The sequence below is a fragment of the Methanimicrococcus blatticola genome (assembly GCF_004363215.1).
Lineage (GTDB): Archaea > Halobacteriota > Methanosarcinia > Methanosarcinales > Methanosarcinaceae > Methanimicrococcus > Methanimicrococcus blatticola.
The window spans coordinates 96,048-112,162 of the sequence record NZ_SNYS01000007.1; the positions used below are offsets into that span (position 1 = coordinate 96,048).

The window sequence follows — 16,115 nt, forward strand, 5'->3', positions numbered from 1 at the left end:
TGAAAACCTTTTGACCATATAAAATCAAAAGGAACAGACTGAAATATTTATAAAATCAAAACCGGAGAAGATTTTCGGTGGACGTTAAAATCAAAAACTTGACATTTGAAGCCGTATCCGACGCTGTTGCGGAAATATTGAAAATATCGGAAACAACGCTTCCAAAAGACACGCTTGCCGCCATTAATCGCGCAGCTGCCAAAGAATCCGATACAATTGCAAAAGCCCAATTGGAAGCCATATTAAAAAACATCGAAATCGCCGGCGAAAAAAGCGTCCCGATTTGCCAGGACACAGGCATTTTCATTTTTTTCGTTGAAATCGGACGCGATCTTCATTTAAATTTTGATTTGGAAGGCGCAATCCGCAACGGATGCGCAAAAGCAACAGAAACCGTTCCGCTTCGGCCCAATGTCGTTGATCCGCTGACACGACACAACACAAAAAACAATCTCGGCGACGGATTGCCGGAAATGAATTATGCTTTTGTTCCCGGAAACAGTCTGAAAATTACGGTTGCCCCCAAAGGCGCCGGCTCGGAAAACATGAGCGCGTTAAAGATGTTTACACCGACTGAAATTCCGAAAATTAAAGAATTTATTGTCAAAACCGTTTTAGACGCAGGCGGCAAACCGTGTCCGCCCGTCATACTTGGAATTGGAATCGGCGGTTCGTTTAATCAATCCGCGAAATTGGCAAAAGTTGCCCTTTTGGAAAAATTGAGAGACCCCGATGCCGAAAAAGACCCAACTGCTGAAAACGATTCCGATATTTATGATGAGTTTGAAAAGGAAATACTGGACGCTGTCAATGATCTCGGCATCGGATGTATGGGACTCGGCGGAGACACAACCGCCCTCTCCGTTCGAGTGAAAAAAGCGTCATGCCACACAGCATCGCTGCCGGTTGCGGTCAACGTTCAATGCTGGGCGAATCGTCACGCAACCGCCGAATACAACGGAGGCGGCAACTGATGTCAAAAACCCATTATCTCAAAACACCGCTTTTTGAAACAGACATCTCTGAAATCAATGCAGGCGACGTCGTTTACATATCGGGTACAATTTACACCGCCCGTGACGAAGCTCATCTTCGAATTTTGGAATACGATGAAGAAAGCAAATCGCTTCCGTTCGATTTGGAAGGAGCGGCGATTTACCACTGCGGACCGGTCATGGAAAAAAAAGAGGACGGTTGGAAAGCTGTTGCTGCCGGGCCGACGACAAGTGACCGGATGACAAAGATGACGCCGGCTGTTTTGAAAAATCACGGCATCCGCGTTTTAATCGGAAAAGGCGGTATGGAAGGGCTTGCCGAAACAATGAGCCGGCAAAAATGCATTTATCTTTCATATACAGGCGGATGTGCGGCTTTGGCAGTTGATATGATTCAAAAAGTTAATGGTGTCGCGTGGGAAGATTTGGGAATGCCCGAAGCCGTTTGGGAACTTCAAGTTGAAAAATTCGGTCCGCTGATTGCCGGAATTGATACAAAAGGAAACGACCTTTTCAAAGACGTCAAAGAAAAAGCAATTGCATCATTTCAAAAACAGTTTAAATAAACCCGAAGAGAATTATGGCAGCCGATAAAATCATTATGCATATTGATATGGACAGCTTTTTTGCATCCGTTGAAATACGTGACAATACGGATTTAAAAGACAAGCCTGTTGTTGTTTGTTCAAAAACATTCCATCTCCACAAAGACACAGCCAGAGGCGTGATCAGCGCAGCGTCTTACCCGGCACGCAAATTCGGCCTTCACTCGGCAATGCCGCTCGCGGAAGCCAAGCGTCTCTGCCCGGATGTCGTCTGCCTTCCGATGAATAAAACCCTGTACAAGCAGGTTTCAGACAACATCATCAAGATTATCCAAAACCATGTCAAAACCGTCCAACAGGTCAGCATTGACGAAGCGTATGTTTTGTTCAAAGACACTGTCAAAACATTTGATGAAGCGGCAGAATGCGCCCGTGAGATTAAAAAGGAAATCGAAGCCGTTGAAAGAATTACATGCTCCGTCGGAATCGCGCCGAATAAATCCGTTGCCAAAATCGCTTCAGGTTTTCAAAAGCCGAACGGTCTGACAGTCGTGCACCCGGAAGAAGTCGCTGATTTCCTGTCACCACTTCCGGTCACCAAGATTCCGGGTGTCGGCAAAAAAACATCTGAAACGTTTGACATGATGCGTATTCAAACCATCGGCGATCTTGCAAAAGCGGATAAACGTCAAATTTATGAAAAACTCGGCCGTCAGGGAATGGCTTTTCAGGAGATTGCAAACGGCATTGATGTCTCCCAAGTGATGGAAACAGCCGACGTCAAATCAATCAGCCGTTTTTATTCGTTTAATCCGTACACGAATGACTCTTCTGCCGTTGCACTGGGAGTAGAATCTGTTTCCGAAGAAGTGCATATGATTTTAATGCAGAAAAGAATGTTTTTTAAAACAATAACCGTCGGCATCAGATATGCGGATTTCACAACGCTTACAAAATCCAAAAGCCATACGGTTCATACATCTGATATTTTCTTTTTAAAAAGGCATGCCAAAGACATGATTGAAGAATTGATGGCAAACAATGAAACCAATAAAAAGATCAGACAAATTAACATCGGCGTCTCAAATCTCAAAAAAACAGATGTCAACCAAATGCAATTAACAGACTTTTTTTAAAAACGCTTTCAACCCATTTATTAAAAAACAAAAATATTGAAAAACAGCAATACCAGCTAGAAAAATATTGAAAAACAGAAGCAACGGCTAAAAAACATTGAAAAACAGCAGTAACAGCTATAAAAATCATTGAAAAACAGCAATAATAGCTATAAAAATCATTGAAAAACAGCAATAATAGCTATAAAAATTAAAAACAACAGCAATAGCTATAAAAATTAAAAACAACAGTAACCTCTATAAAAATCATTGAAAAGCGAAGTGTGAATTCACGTCTTGGATTTTCGGATGAAAAGAACGACAACCAAAGACAAGATAACACAGGCTGCCAATCCGACGCCCGGAATTGTCTTTTCAGGCTCTCTTGTTTGTGTTTGTGGAGAAGGAACAGCAGAACAGTTAATGTATCCCTGAGGATGTGTGTTTAATTCCACAACAATCGGGATGTCATCAATGCCGTATGATTTGCCGGCATTTTGAATAATTTGAACAATCGCGTTGATATCTTCTTCAGAATAATCAGATTCGGAATAAACATAAATATGAACAAAAGAACTCGGACATCCGTATCCGATAACAAATCCGCCGTTATCCCAAAGATACGGATCTAATTCGCCACTATTGTCAACCTTTTTCATGACGCCTTGAAGCAGAACAAACCATTCATACGATTCACGGCCTTTTGCTAAAACAGGAACGGTGCCGGAAACGACAATCACGTTTTCAGAAGATTTGGCGCGTTCAAAAAGAGCAGAGTCAGTTGCGGGCGTATCATCGATAATTCGTCGGATATAAGCATCTGAAAAATACTCGCCCGTATACGATTCTGTTGCTCCGGCAGGAAGCACGGAGGAGAATGCCAAAGAGAGCAGCATTATTAAAACAAACAGACGGCTGATTATTTTTGTGAGTTTGCTTTTCCGGATGTCAGCCATAATTATCTCAGATGATCATATGTATAATAATTATTTAACAACAATTACAGTCAACGATTTTAAAAAAATATCGATTAACTAGTAATAGTGAATGTTTATAAAATGCAGTAGATATATATATACATTTCCGAATGAAAATAGCAACACTTATCGTAATTGAAAATGAACACGAATTAGAAAAAGAATAGAAGAAGAAAAGAGAAGGATTATTTTCTCAGTTTTCGGGCGGATAAAACAACCGCGGCAACAAGCAGAATGCTGATACCGAGACCAACGCCGGGAATGGTTTTGACTTCATCCTGGGGCTGTGTTGACAGATCGGCAGGGAAACTCTGCGCATGTGTCTTCTTTGCGACAACAACGGGAAAATCCTTAATGCCTGCCTCTTTGCCGGCATCCTGAACAACTTTTATGACTTGTGCAATATCTTCATCCGAATATTCGGAATCGGCATTGACGAAGATTTGAATGTGATCGCCGGGGCAACCGTAGCCGATAACAATGCCGCCGTGGTCCCACTGATAAGGAACTAACAACCCTTTTTGATCTATATTCTTCAAAACATCCTGAAGAACAAGACTCCAGCGATATGCGTCTTCACCTTGAGAAAGAGCCGGAATTGTTCCTGCAACTGCAACGGTGTTCGGATCGGATCGGACCTCATCAAGCAATGCAGGATTTGTCGCAGGTGTATTATCAATAATAGATTGGATGTATTCGGCAGGTAAATAACTTGAAGTTACTTCGCCTTCCGCCGCTGAAACAAAAGAGACGGAAAGGAAAATGAGTAACAGCAGAACAAAAAAGACGGACACTCGTCGTAAATAACGGCTCCGCAATAATATTTCTGCATTCATCATAAATTCCTTCGATTTTTGTTTTCAACATCTGTCGACATGACATGAAAATGTTAACATTCATGAAGAAATGCTGAACAAATTCACTTACAAATATGATTTAATGATGAAGTATTATAAAAAGATTCTCGTAAAAAGGAAAGATAACGACGAAATGTAATGATAATTAGATATAATTATAATCGCAATCTAAAGAAAGGTTTTAGAATACAAAGAATTTAAATTTTTCAAAAAAGTGATGAATGGGAGCTCTTTAATAAAAGATATTCCCAATTAAATATTTATTTTATCAGCGATCATTCAGCGTTAACGGAACAACACCCAAACGATCTCTGATTTCTGTGCACGGAACATAATAGACTGTACCGTCACCGTCGCCGCCTTCAAGAATGCCGAGAAGAACTGCAACATCTTGCTCGGTTCCGTTGACAATTGCTCTGGTTTTAACATAAATCGGACCGCCGCTGTCACCAGGGACGGAATAAGATTCTGTAGACAATTCCTTGATGACACCGACATGATTAACAGTATAATTAATTGTGCCGTTTTTAACAGTGAATGTTTGATTGTAGCGGACACCGTAATACGTCCCTTCCGTATTGCCGGAAACGACACCGGATTTGCACAAAGGCATACCGCTGCTGATGGCACCCTCATAACCGATGACATCCAACAATTGATCGTCTCTTTCGCCGGTATAAATGGCTGCTTTAACATCAGACGCGTTCAGCGGAATGAAAACAGAGTCTCCTTCCTTGCTCATCTTTGAAAACGTACCGATTGCGTTGCTGTTACCGTAAGCTTGTCTCGGTTGATAAGAAGTTGCATTTTCGAAGTGGAAAACGTGGGCGACCGTGACGATGCCGCGAGAATCAGAATCGTTGACCTCTTTGGCCGCATAGCCGATGGTTCCGCCGCTTGTGGAGGTTGCAATCATCAACCCGCCGACCATCGGCCTGACTCTCTCGGTTGCCAATCCGTCGTAATTGCTTGCGGAAGACAATTTGACAGTTTCCGCAGAGCCGCCGAAAATGGAACGGATGCGAGTCATCAAAGACGGATCGCCGGAAAGACCTTCGTTGTCAAAAGCGTAATTATTAGAAGACATTGAAACAGTTTCGAAATCACTGCGGAGATCGGTTAAATTTTCAATTCCGTCATAAATTCTGAGACCTTCGTATCCGGAATCATAAAGATACAAAAGCTGCTCTTCGGTCAAATAAGAATCAATCATTTTTCCTTTAAAAAAGACCAACGGCGCATCGTTGAGACCTTCCAGTGAAGCGTAGTAATCAACGCGTGCTTTTATGGCGAGCATATCTTTTTCCGTAAGCTCGTCAATACGTTCGTCTAAAACCATAATAGATGTATAACAAACACACTGCGTGCCTTGACCAATGACGACACCGCCGTTTGCGTAATGGTAGCTTTGCATGACTTCGTCGTCTGCCAAAGCTCTCGAGATGTTACCCATTTGGAGCCAGTATTCGTAAGCCTCAATTCCTTTTGCTTTATCGGGGATAACGCCATAGACAGCTAATACATCCGGATTATTTTCCAGCATGAAATCAAATCTGTCTATTTGAGTTCCGGTTGTTTCGTCCACGATTTTCTGAATTTCTTCTGCCGTCATATTGTGGTATGAAGAATATCTGAGATCGTTGATAGCGAAAGTCGGAGTTATAAATCCGCCAATCACGAAAATTAATAATGCAACGAAACATACCCTTTTTAATTGTACCCGCATTCCAAATACTCCATAATAATGGAAACCATTTCCAATTGAGTCTTCTATCGAATAAGAATGTATTCATAATTAAATATTTTATACGTTCTATCTTTATAGATAGAATATATATTTAAATTTTTTGAAGCTAAAGCGACCTTATTAAGAATAAAACCGAATAGGGTGAATTTAATAATACACCTTTTATGAAGCACGGTTTATAATCACCATAAATATACTAATAAAGTATATTAGTAGGTTATTCAACAAACAGAATATTGATACACATCATATATGAACTTATTTCTTCGGACCGCTATTAAATAGAATATATAAAATATAGACCTTGAGAAAAGCGGAGATCAATTTGGAATTATGTTTCATTCAATTCGGCATCGGCTTTTCGTCGCCAGCCTTTCTTTTTGCCCTTTGTTTGTTCCATATTTTTGTCAGATTCATTGTTTTCCGCATTTTGGGTACCGGAATCGCCGCGAAGTTTTCGCTCCAAATCCCGAATAATATCACGCATTTGAATCGCCCGTTCAAAATCCAACATTTCGGCAGCCAAATTCATTTCGGATTCGTATTGAATAATTAAATTCGGAATTTCCGCTTTCGGGACATATTTGACATCTGAAATTTCAGCGACCTGTTCACGAATCGGTTTTCGAATCGTTTGCGGTGTGATGCCGTGTTTTTTATTGTAATCCATCTGAAGAGTGCGACGTCTTTCTGTCTCCCCCATTGCATTCTTAATGGAATCCGTCATTTTGTCGGCATAAAGAACGACTTTGGAGTTTGAATTACGCGCCGCGCGGCCGATAATTTGAATCAGGCTTCGGGCATTGCGCAAAAATCCTTCTTTGTCCGCGTCTAAGATGCCGATGAATCCGACTTCGGGAATGTCCAACCCTTCTCGAAGAAGATTGATTCCGACCAACACGTCAAAGTTGCCGAGACGGAGATTTCGAATAATTTCCGTCCGCTCAATCGTTTTAATATCGGAATGCAGATAGCGCGTTTTAATGCCGGCTTCGGCCAAATATTCCGTCAGCTCTTCAGCCAGCCGTTTGGTTAATGTCGTTACAAGCGCGCGATCACCGTTGGCAATCACTTTATTAATTTCAGAGATAATGTCGTCCACTTGCCCTTTAATCGGGCGGACTTCGACAATCGGGTCCACCAATCCGGTCGGCCGAATCACTTGTTCAACAACTTGAGCGGATTGTTCGATTTCATAATCGCCGGGCGTCGCAGATACAAAAATTGTGTGTTTCATGTATTGTTCGAATTCTTCAAAACGGAGCGGTCGATTGTCAAAAGCACTCGGAAGTCTGAAACCGTAATCGATCAAAGATTTTTTACGGGCGCGATCGCCGTTATACATACCATGAATCTGCGGCAGTGTCTGATGGCTTTCATCAATAACAACTAAAAAGTCATCGGGGAAATAATCAATCAAACAATACGGCTGTTCGCCCGGCTTTCTGCCGTCAAAGTGCATTGAATAATTTTCAATTCCTTTACAGCTGCCTGTTTCTTGAATCATTTCCATATCATAAAGCGTTTTTTGTTTGAGGCGGTGTGCTTCAAGCATATCCAATTCAGGCAGACGCTCTTCCAATTCAGCCAGAATGCCTTCGATTGCGCGATCTTTGACATCATCGGGAACGACGTAATGGCGCGCAGGATAAATAAAAAAGGAATCCATATCAAAATTTTTCGTGGCGTTCAAGCCGTCTATTTCTGAGATTTTATCAATTTCATTTCCGAAAAACTCAATTCGAATAATATTTTCATAATAACCGGGCATGACATCAACGATATCCCCTTTGACGCGGAACCTTCCGGGCGCAATTTCTAAATCGTTGCGCTCGAACTGGCTGTCCACAAGCCTGCCGATTAAATCGTTGCGCTTCATGTGCATGCCGACCGTGACTTCAACCCCCATCTGCTCGAAGCGTTCCGGATTGCCGAGACCGTAAATGCAGGAAACGGAAGCAACGACAATAACATCGCGGCGGGAAACAAGCGAGGCGGTTGCTTCAAGGCGCATTTGCTCGATTTTCGGATTGATTTGAGCGTCTTTTTCAATATACTGATCCTTGGCGGGAATATAAGATTCCGGCTGATAATAATCATAATAAGAAACGAAATATTCAACGCGGTTTTCGGGGAAGAATTCTTTAAATTCATTATAAAGCTGCGCTGCCAATGTTTTGTTATGCGCGATAACAAGCGTCGGTCGCTGAACTTTTTCAATGACATTTGCAATCGTATACGTTTTTCCGGAACCGGTCACACCCAAAAGTGTTTGGAAACGGTCGCCTCGGTCGACACCTTCGGCTAATCGGGCGATAGCGTCCGGCTGAGAGCCCTTCGGCGTCAGTTCCGAAATTAATTTTAACGGCGGAGAATCGCGTTTTCGCGTCTTAATTTCCAAATCCTTTTTAGAGTTCATGATTACCGTTGCACTCGTTTGAATGAGATAAATAAATTCAACTGAATTTAAAAATTACACAATATAGTATATTAATCTTTGATAACCGAAGTGAAAGTGTCAAAAAAATGAAGAAAAACAAAAGGAAGAAAAACAAAATAAATGTCGTGTTTAAAAATAAATGAAACCCCAAACAACCGCCCGCTAATTTTCGTTTTTGAACGGAGCGAAGCGAAGAGAGAAAACGGAAATTTGCGGATTCGTACCCCGCCGATACAGCAAAAAATGAACAATCGACTTTACATCCGGATTCGCCTTAAGTATCAGCTTTGCTGCGTGCATCTGCTCTTTCTTATCACATCCGTTCGCTTGCGCGAACGTGGCCACTGTTACCTGCCGTTTGCGTTACTGCCGTTACCTGCCGTTTGCGTTACTGACGTCACCTGCCATTTGCGTTACTGCCGCCACCTGCCGTTTGCGTTACTGCCGCCACCTGCTGTTTGCGTTACTGCTGTCACCTGCCGTTTGCGTTACTGCCGTTGCTGTCGTTTGTCACTCACCTCACCAAAACCACGCGCCGCGCGCGAACCGCACCAATTTTCCAAAAATACAAAAAATTGAGGAACAATTTCAAAAAATAAAAAGAACAGAAGAGGGAAGTTTTAAAAATAAAAAGAACAGAAGAAGGATTTTGTTAATCAAACAATTATTCCATAAATTTTTTCTTATGTTTTGAATACAGCTCATGCACCATCCCATCCGACAAACCGATAATCGGCGCGTGAATGGTTTGGATATGACAGACATTTAAAATATGACTGTAAATGTGACAGGCGTGAACGATAACATCGGCACGGTCCGGTTTTAATCCGAGTTCTGTTACGCGTTCTTCGACAGAATAATTGTGCAATAATTCATCAACGTCTTCGAGGTCGGTAATTTTCAAGGGTTCATTGTTGACTTTTCCGGCCAGCAGATACAAACTGCGGATGTTCCCACCGCTGCCGATGCCGATGACATTGTTTCCGCGAACGGTTTTTCTCAACCATTTGTCCATTTCTTTTCGGGTTTCTTTCAAAACGAAGCCTTCTTTTAAACGAATACAGCCGACATTGAAGGATTTGGATTTTCGAACACCGTTGCCGACGTAGGTGATTTCCGTACTGCCGCCGCCGACATCAATATAAAGATAAGAATAACGCGGGTCAAAGTTTTTCTCGATATGATTGGCATAAATCAGCTTCGCTTCCTTTTTGCCGTCAATGATTTTCAAATCAATTCCGGTTTTTTTCTTGATTTGTTTGGCAAGTTCTTTTCCGTTTTTCGCCTCGCGCAAAGCGGATGTTGCGCACGCCATCGTATCGGTGACATGGAACCCGTCAATAATTTCACGAAAGCCGCACATGGTTTTAATCAGCATTTTCGCTTTATCATCTGAAATTTTTCCGCGTGAGAAAGCGTCTTCGCCTAAGCGGACCGGAACACGCAGCATTGTCATGCGCTCAAAAATAACTTCGTCCTCAACCGTGCGCACATCCGTCAACAACATGCGAATGGCATTCGATCCGACATCAATGGTTGCAAAAATCATTTCATTCTTCCTTGATTAATGAAATGAATGTTCTCTTTTTTAATCTTTTTTAATGTCCGCTTCAATAAATTTTATAAAAGGAAGCGCCTATCTATCAAGAATAATGTATGCTTTTTGTATACATTTCATATACATTTTGTATTTTGGATACAGAATATTTGCATACAGAATGTATTTGCACACAGAATGAATTGTAAAAAACGTCTCAAAAACGTTACCCCATTAGGAGGTTTTAATTAATGAGCTCAAATAACTATGCTCCGGACGCATCCGGAAATCAGTTTCTGTCAAAAGTCTATATGTGGATGTTTGTCGGAATGTTAATCACGGCGGTCGTCTCATACGCAATTTACACGAGTCCGTCACTTCAGGCAATGTTTTTGCCGTACTACTTTATCTTATTAATTCTGGAACTGCTTGTTGTTATTATTTTAAGCTGGAAAATCAAATCCATGTCGCCGGCAATGGCATCCGGAGCGTTTATAATTTATGCGCTGCTGAACGGAATTACCCTGACGGCGATTATAATGTCCTACACAATTTCGTCCGTATTCATTGTCTTTGTTGTAACTGCCGGCATGTTTATCGGCATGAGTTTGGTCGGATTTTTCACAAAGAAAGATTTAAGCGGCATCGGACGCTTTGCAATTATGGCTTTAATCGGCATTATTCTTGCGATGATTTTGAACATGCTTTTGTATATGATTATGCCGAGCACGGCTGTTTGGATTGATTTGGGCATCAGCATCATCGCTGTTTTAATCTTTGCCGCGTTAACCGCTTATGATACACAAAAAATAAAAGAAATGGGAAAATCCATCGAATACGGTGCGCCTTATTCACAGAATTTGGCAGTCATCTGCGCTTTGAATTTGTATTTAGATTTCATCAACCTGTTCCTTAATCTGCTTCGCATTTTCGGCGACAGGAGATAAAATATCGAGAATGTGAGTAATTGCATTCTTCTTTTTTCTTTTTTAAATTTCTTTTTTAAATTTCTTTTTTAAATTTTCTTTTTTATTTTCTTTTTTTAATTTCGAACGGATACGGCTTTATATTTTCATTTCAGATTATCGCTATGAAAGATTTCGTTATAATCGGAAACAAAGCTGTCAACGGCGGCAAAATTTCTTTAAACGACCTCCCGGGATCTGCCGGAAGAATGGATGTTTTGTGCCGCTGCGTGACGTCCGCGCTTTTTATTTCATTTGGAATGAGACGCGACATTAATGTTTGGCTGATTTTAAAGGGCGAGCCCGGCCCGGATAAAATTGTTCGTTTTAACGGCGAAACTATGCGCTCGTTGAATCCGGATGAGAGAAGTTCGGGGTCGCTGATTCAAAAAGCCCTTTTGATTGACGCGTCCGAAATTGAAAAACAATCGACCCCGGGTGTTTTTGTCAGATACGGAAATTTAGCGCAGCTTTTGAATGAATTTTCAGAAGAAAAGCGGCCGCTGTTTTATTTGAAAGAAGATGGCGACGACGTGACAGAGATGATTCAAACGGAATCCGCCGCGCTTTTGGAAAACGGCGTTTATATTTTGGGCGATAATCAAGGCGTTTTTGAAGACGATGAAAAGATGATTGAAAACGCAGATGCATTAAAGATATCAGTCGGACCGATTTCACTGCTTTCAAGCCAATGTATTACGCTGATATTAAATGTGCTCGACAGGGCAACGAATAAATAAATATAAAAACAAAAGAAGAATAGTAAGAAAGAGCAAAAATTGTTCGTTTCAACATACACCATGAGGAGAAAATAAAATGACCCCTGAAGAAGAAAAAGTTCTGACTGCAATGAAATCTATCGGAAAACCGCTCAGACCGGGCGACGTCGCCGTTGCAACGGGTATTGACAGCAAAGAAGTCAGCAAAATCATTGCTTCATTAAAGGACCAAGGCCTTGTCGACTCCCCGAAAAGATGCTATTACGCCCCGAAATGATTGAATCCTCAATCATTTTTCTATTTTCTTATATTTTTCTCATTTTCTTTTTACGTCGACCCGCTCCATTTTTCTGTTTTTTCGCGCTGGTTCACCCGCCCTTATCTTTTATATATCAGATGACTTATTCTATGAACAAGAAATCAATTGAAAGTGTGCTTACAAGAAGCCGGTTTCAATAACAAGCAATATTTTTTCAAATTATTTTTGATTAATTGAAGAATTATTTTAATTTGTTTTTGGAGAGAAAGTATGGCAGAAAAAGGCGTCGGCAATTTTTTAAGAAGAACATTTGCACTCAAAAAGAATGAAGAAGAAACAAAAGTCGAAAAGAAAACGCCGGCGCGAAGAACGCCTGCCAAATCAGCCGCAAAACCGGCAACCCGATCGACAGCAAAAACAACAACCAAATCGGCAGCGAAAACAGCAGCCAAGCCGGCAGCAAAAACAGCAGCCAAATCGGCGACAAAAACAGCAGCCAAACCGGCAGCGAAAACAACAGCCAAACCGGCAGCGAAAACAGCAACCAAGCCGGCGGCAAAAACACCCGCCCGACCTGCAACGAAAGCCGCACCTGCAAGACCCGCCGCTGCGCCTTCAACGCCGACTGCCGCGCCGAAAACAAAAACGCCTGTCGAATTATCAAAAACGATGACAAAAGCCGACAATGTCCGTCTTTATATTTATCAGAATTATTTTAAGCCGGCCAAATTAAAAGGACAGAATAAAATTACATTGATTGCCGGCGATATTCATACCGATATGGGTTTAAAGTCGGAAATGCCGACCGTCACTTCAGCCATGAAAACGCGAATCGATCGGCTATATGACGTGGAAATTTTAGAAGTCAAGCCGCCGAACGGCGCAAATTCCAAATTGACCGTCAGATATGATTTGAAAAATTTATACATGGAAGAAGAATCGATCAAGCCGGTTACTGAGAAAATCGAAAAGCTCGGAACGGAAACGGCGAGAAAAACCGTTTCAACAAAGACAGCTGATTCCGAAAGCAGTTATTTGATTTTAAAAGAATTGGAAGAAAAGCTGCGCTTGTTTGTTTCTGACCGCGTTGAAGCGCGTTTCGGAAAAGAATGGTGGAAAGGCACCGACATGAGTTTTTTGGCAGACCGCTGGAATGAACGCAGAATCATGAATGACCGCACGAATCCGGATAAAAAAAGAAACACCAACGAACCGCTGATTAATTACGCCGGTTTCAGCGACTACCGCAGAATCATCAACAATCCGTTTGCATGGGACGCTTTTGAAGAATATTTCCCTGACCGCGGATGGATTATTCAGCGTTTGAAAGAATTGGATCCGATCAGAAACGCGATTATGCACCACACGCCGCTTGAAGAGGATGATTATATCCGCCTCAGTTTGTATTCCAGAGATATTTTAAAAATTATTGACAAGCCCGCCGGAAAAGGAAAATCCGCGAAATAAAAACGAAAATAAAAGGAGAGGGAAAATGCCGAAAGGAAAAATCAAAAACAGAGATAAGCTCAGTCAAACCGACAAAGAAAATGTCACGGTTTTGCTTCAGACAGCCAAAGAAGCCGGAGCGATTGAAGCACTTTATATTGACTGCGAAGATGTGGTCGTTGACGACCGTGTCCGCCTGAAATGTTTTGTCCCCCTCTGCCGTCACTACGGCGATTTGGTGTGTCCGCCGAATGTGCCGACACCGGACGAATTCAGAAAATATTTGAAGCTTTACAGATTTGCGCTTTTGGTTTCAACCCAATATGACAATCCGCCGAAACCGGCATCGTTGGCAGATTCCGAAGACGTTTCCAATGAAATCCGCAAAAAATCGAAAGATTTATCCGACATTTTACTTCGCTTGGAAGGCGTTTCCCTTCAAAAAGGATACAGATTCGCGGCCGGATTTACCGGCGGCAGCTGTCATTATTGCGATTCCTGCGTCAAAACAGGCGGCGAATGTAAAACACCGTATCGGGCACGACCCTCTATGGAAGCCGTCGGCGTTGACGTTGTCGGAACGCTTCAAAAAGTAGACATGGCACTCGAATTTCCCGTCAGCGATAAAGTAAAATGGTGGGGACTTTTGTTGGTGGATTAAAATCCCCTTTTTTCTTAATTTGTATTCTTAATTTGTATTTTTACGTTGTAATTTCTGTATGTTATTCTTTTTTTGATTTTCTTGTTCAATCCTGAACCGTAAAATCATCAAAATCTTCAGCGAATTCACCTTCTTCGAAATCATCTGTCGTCATCATTTCGGCTTCCGCCATATCTTCTGCCGTCGTCAAATCTTCGATGCCGGGCTCGTTTGTGATATCGCCTTCGAAAGTCGTGTTTTCTAAAATATCTTTTAAAATTTCATCAACATCGCTTTCAACCATGTATTTTTTTGAGAAATGGTTGGTCACATTTTCGATATCGCGGCGCAGTAATTCTTCGGCGTGCGGGTGATCTTTTGTGATATATTGCGGCCAGTCGATGAGCTGAACGCCTTCGTCCGATACGAAAATATTGTATTCGCTGAGGTCGTTGTGAATGATTCCTTTGGAATAAACCAAACGGATTTGTTTGAGAATCTCATCCAAATACCATTCGGGATCAAGGACTTTTGTTTTGGACAGTTCGCTGCCTTTGGCAACTTCCATGATAATTGTGTGACGGTTTTGATCAATCGGTTTGGGAATTGAAATATCCGGATACAGATTTTTCATGATCGTAAATTCGCGCTTTGCGGCCAAGCGGGCGGCGTAAATCCATGAAAAATGCTCTTTGCCAACCAAATGCTCGCGCGTTCTTTTGACCTGCTTGAAGCTGGTTCTCCCTTCGCGGTGTAATTTGAGAATCAAAACTTCGGGCTCGGCGATTTCAATTTCAGGCTCTTTGAGAACTTCAACGACAACGGATTCTTTGCCGACGCCGATTTCACTGCCGACGGCAGCAATTGTTTTGCGCTGAACATAAGTATGAAGTGCGAGCGCGTCATACGCTTCAAAATAAATTTTATAGCCTTCATACGGATCAAGCGTTCCGATCACCATTTTTTTGCGGCGCAGACGCTCTAAATGAAAAGCCAATTTCTCGGTGGGAAGCCCGACATATTTCTTCAGTTCGGGAACGGGAACCCATTCATAATTTTTCATTTCGATTTCAATACCCGTTAAAATACGAAAATCGCGAGGAGATAAATCTTTGAAATTTCTCAGTGTATCATCAAACATTGAACGAAGATAAGCGGTTCGAATATTAAATTGTTTTATTCTTTTTTCATTTGAAACTCTTTTTTATTTTTTATTATTGATTTTTTATTTTCGTACTTCAACCCCCGAAAAACTCATATGAAAACGAATCATTTTCAGTTTCATGAGAGTTAACTGCGAAAAAGAAGCCGTCAATCAAATGGCTTTAGAAATTCTTGCCGCCGCGCGAACAGCACCGAAAGCAAAAGGCTTTGACAATATTGTGACTTACCTGTTAGAGGAAGAAGATGTTGAAAAAGTTGCAACTGCCATGGAAAATCTGGCCGAAAAGCTCGGCGCATTTTTAATCCGCGACGCTGAGAATATAAGAAATTCGGATGCCGTCATCATGATCGGATTAAAAGAAACCCGCCCGATCGGCCTCAACTGCGGTGCCTGCGGTTTTGAAACTTGCGCTGATTTTAAAAATGCGGAAAAAACGAAAGAAACGCCGTTTAACGGTCCGATTTGTTCCGTCAAATCCGTTGATTTGGGAATTGCGCTCGGATCAGCCGCCGCCAAAGCCAAAGACATGTGTTTGGACAACAGAATCATGTATTCCGCCGGCGCTGCCGCCTGCAAAACCGGAATGATTGACGCAGAATGCGCGTACGCGATTCCGCTTTCCATGTCCGGCAAAAGCATTTATTTTGACAGAGCGGAAATGGCTGCCGCGAAACAGATGAAAAAATAAATAATTGTTTAAAAAACAGA

Annotated in this window: 15 protein-coding genes and 1 pseudogene; 10 read left to right on the forward strand and 6 right to left on the reverse strand. The window is 41.8% G+C overall.

The window, feature by feature from the left end; translation table 11 throughout:
- Positions 1–77 precede the first annotated feature (77 nt).
- The 3 genes from C7391_RS03710 to dinB are packed head-to-tail and all read left to right on the forward strand — an operon-like array spanning position 78 to position 2,676.
- Positions 78–974, forward strand: coding sequence for a fumarate hydratase (locus C7391_RS03710; RefSeq protein ID WP_133517213.1), 897 nt, complete (start codon positions 78–80; stop codon positions 972–974).
- Entirely contained in the window at positions 974–1,561 is a 588-nt protein-coding gene (locus C7391_RS03715; RefSeq protein WP_133517214.1) for a FumA C-terminus/TtdB family hydratase beta subunit, read from the forward strand. Before C7391_RS03710 ends, C7391_RS03715 begins: the two co-directional genes overlap by 1 nt.
- 14 nt (positions 1,562–1,575) lie before the next feature.
- On the forward strand, positions 1,576–2,676 hold the full coding sequence (gene dinB / locus C7391_RS03720; RefSeq protein WP_133517215.1) for a DNA polymerase IV: 1,101 nt from the start codon (positions 1,576–1,578) through the stop codon (positions 2,674–2,676).
- A gap of 269 nt (positions 2,677–2,945) precedes the next feature.
- Here the strand turns inward: dinB and C7391_RS03725 are convergent, their stop codons facing one another.
- The 4 genes and pseudogenes from C7391_RS03725 to uvrB all read right to left on the reverse strand — a co-directional run.
- Positions 2,946–3,611, reverse strand: coding sequence for a hypothetical protein (locus tag C7391_RS03725; RefSeq protein WP_133517216.1), 666 nt, complete (start codon positions 3,609–3,611; stop codon positions 2,946–2,948).
- A gap of 206 nt (positions 3,612–3,817) precedes the next feature.
- On the reverse strand, positions 3,818–4,426 hold the full coding sequence (locus C7391_RS03730) for a hypothetical protein (protein ID WP_133517217.1): 609 nt from the start codon (positions 4,424–4,426) through the stop codon (positions 3,818–3,820).
- A gap of 331 nt (positions 4,427–4,757) precedes the next feature.
- The gene (locus tag C7391_RS03735; protein WP_133517218.1) at positions 4,758–6,215 is read right to left on the reverse strand and encodes a hypothetical protein; all 1,458 of its coding nucleotides are present in this window, start codon (positions 6,213–6,215) and stop codon (positions 4,758–4,760) included.
- A gap of 469 nt (positions 6,216–6,684) precedes the next feature.
- A pseudogene (uvrB, locus tag C7391_RS03740) lies at positions 6,685–8,655 on the reverse strand (excinuclease ABC subunit UvrB); the annotation flags it as partial.
- Between the two features lie 315 nt (positions 8,656–8,970).
- On the opposite strand from uvrB, the gene C7391_RS03745 reads away from it, so the two are divergent.
- On the forward strand, positions 8,971–9,255 hold the full coding sequence (locus C7391_RS03745; protein WP_133517220.1) for a hypothetical protein: 285 nt from the start codon (positions 8,971–8,973) through the stop codon (positions 9,253–9,255).
- Between the two features lie 85 nt (positions 9,256–9,340).
- Here the strand turns inward: C7391_RS03745 and C7391_RS03750 are convergent, their stop codons facing one another.
- Positions 9,341–10,225, reverse strand: coding sequence for a Ppx/GppA phosphatase family protein (locus tag C7391_RS03750; protein ID WP_133517221.1), 885 nt, complete (start codon positions 10,223–10,225; stop codon positions 9,341–9,343).
- A 239-nt stretch (positions 10,226–10,464) separates the two neighbouring features.
- Here C7391_RS03750 and C7391_RS03755 point away from each other — a divergent pair, with 239 nt between their 5' ends.
- The 5 genes from C7391_RS03755 to C7391_RS03780 all read left to right on the forward strand — a co-directional run bounded on the left by C7391_RS03755 (position 10,465) and on the right by C7391_RS03780 (position 14,263).
- Positions 10,465–11,160, forward strand: coding sequence for a Bax inhibitor-1/YccA family protein (locus C7391_RS03755; protein WP_133517222.1), 696 nt, complete (start codon positions 10,465–10,467; stop codon positions 11,158–11,160).
- Positions 11,161–11,303: 143 nt separating this feature from the next.
- A complete protein-coding gene (trmY, locus tag C7391_RS03760; protein ID WP_133517223.1) occupies positions 11,304–11,918 on the forward strand; it encodes a tRNA (pseudouridine(54)-N(1))-methyltransferase TrmY in 615 nt (204 codons plus the stop codon).
- A 76-nt stretch (positions 11,919–11,994) separates the two neighbouring features.
- Entirely contained in the window at positions 11,995–12,174 is a 180-nt protein-coding gene (locus C7391_RS03765; protein WP_133517224.1) for a MarR family transcriptional regulator, read from the forward strand.
- Positions 12,175–12,426: 252 nt separating this feature from the next.
- Complete coding sequence (locus C7391_RS03775) at positions 12,427–13,623, forward strand: Swt1 family HEPN domain-containing protein (protein ID WP_166627395.1); 1,197 nt, start codon at positions 12,427–12,429, stop codon at positions 13,621–13,623.
- Between the two features lie 25 nt (positions 13,624–13,648).
- Positions 13,649–14,263, forward strand: coding sequence for a DUF2284 domain-containing protein (locus C7391_RS03780; RefSeq protein ID WP_133517227.1), 615 nt, complete (start codon positions 13,649–13,651; stop codon positions 14,261–14,263).
- Between the two features lie 85 nt (positions 14,264–14,348).
- Here the strand turns inward: C7391_RS03780 and C7391_RS03785 are convergent, their stop codons facing one another.
- Positions 14,349–15,383 (reverse strand): serine/threonine-protein kinase RIO2, encoded by a 1,035-nt coding sequence (locus tag C7391_RS03785; RefSeq protein WP_133517228.1) that lies wholly within the window; start codon positions 15,381–15,383, stop codon positions 14,349–14,351.
- A 142-nt stretch (positions 15,384–15,525) separates the two neighbouring features.
- Between C7391_RS03785 and C7391_RS03790 the strand changes: the two genes are divergently transcribed.
- A complete protein-coding gene (locus C7391_RS03790) occupies positions 15,526–16,095 on the forward strand; it encodes a ferredoxin domain-containing protein (protein ID WP_133517229.1) in 570 nt (189 codons plus the stop codon).
- Positions 16,096–16,115: the final 20 nt, after the last annotated feature.

What these genes read in the sequence shown, in the direction of transcription:
- C7391_RS03775 (WP_166627395.1), top strand. Translation starts at nt 12,427, where the DNA reads ATGGCAGAAAAAGGCGTCGGCAATTTTTTAAGAAGAACATTTGCACTC.
- C7391_RS03715 (WP_133517214.1), top strand. Translation starts at nt 974, where the DNA reads ATGTCAAAAACCCATTATCTCAAAACACCGCTTTTTGAAACAGACATC.
- C7391_RS03755 (WP_133517222.1), top strand. Translation starts at nt 10,465, where the DNA reads ATGAGCTCAAATAACTATGCTCCGGACGCATCCGGAAATCAGTTTCTG.
- C7391_RS03765 (WP_133517224.1), top strand. Translation starts at nt 11,995, where the DNA reads ATGACCCCTGAAGAAGAAAAAGTTCTGACTGCAATGAAATCTATCGGA.
- C7391_RS03790 (WP_133517229.1), top strand. Translation starts at nt 15,526, where the DNA reads ATGAGAGTTAACTGCGAAAAAGAAGCCGTCAATCAAATGGCTTTAGAA.
- dinB (WP_133517215.1), top strand. Translation starts at nt 1,576, where the DNA reads ATGGCAGCCGATAAAATCATTATGCATATTGATATGGACAGCTTTTTT.
- C7391_RS03735 (WP_133517218.1), bottom strand. Translation starts at nt 6,215, where the DNA reads ATGCGGGTACAATTAAAAAGGGTATGTTTCGTTGCATTATTAATTTTC.
- C7391_RS03725 (WP_133517216.1), bottom strand. Translation starts at nt 3,611, where the DNA reads ATGGCTGACATCCGGAAAAGCAAACTCACAAAAATAATCAGCCGTCTG.
- trmY (WP_133517223.1), top strand. Translation starts at nt 11,304, where the DNA reads ATGAAAGATTTCGTTATAATCGGAAACAAAGCTGTCAACGGCGGCAAA.
- C7391_RS03785 (WP_133517228.1), bottom strand. Translation starts at nt 15,383, where the DNA reads ATGTTTGATGATACACTGAGAAATTTCAAAGATTTATCTCCTCGCGAT.
- C7391_RS03750 (WP_133517221.1), bottom strand. Translation starts at nt 10,225, where the DNA reads ATGATTTTTGCAACCATTGATGTCGGATCGAATGCCATTCGCATGTTG.
- C7391_RS03780 (WP_133517227.1), top strand. Translation starts at nt 13,649, where the DNA reads ATGCCGAAAGGAAAAATCAAAAACAGAGATAAGCTCAGTCAAACCGAC.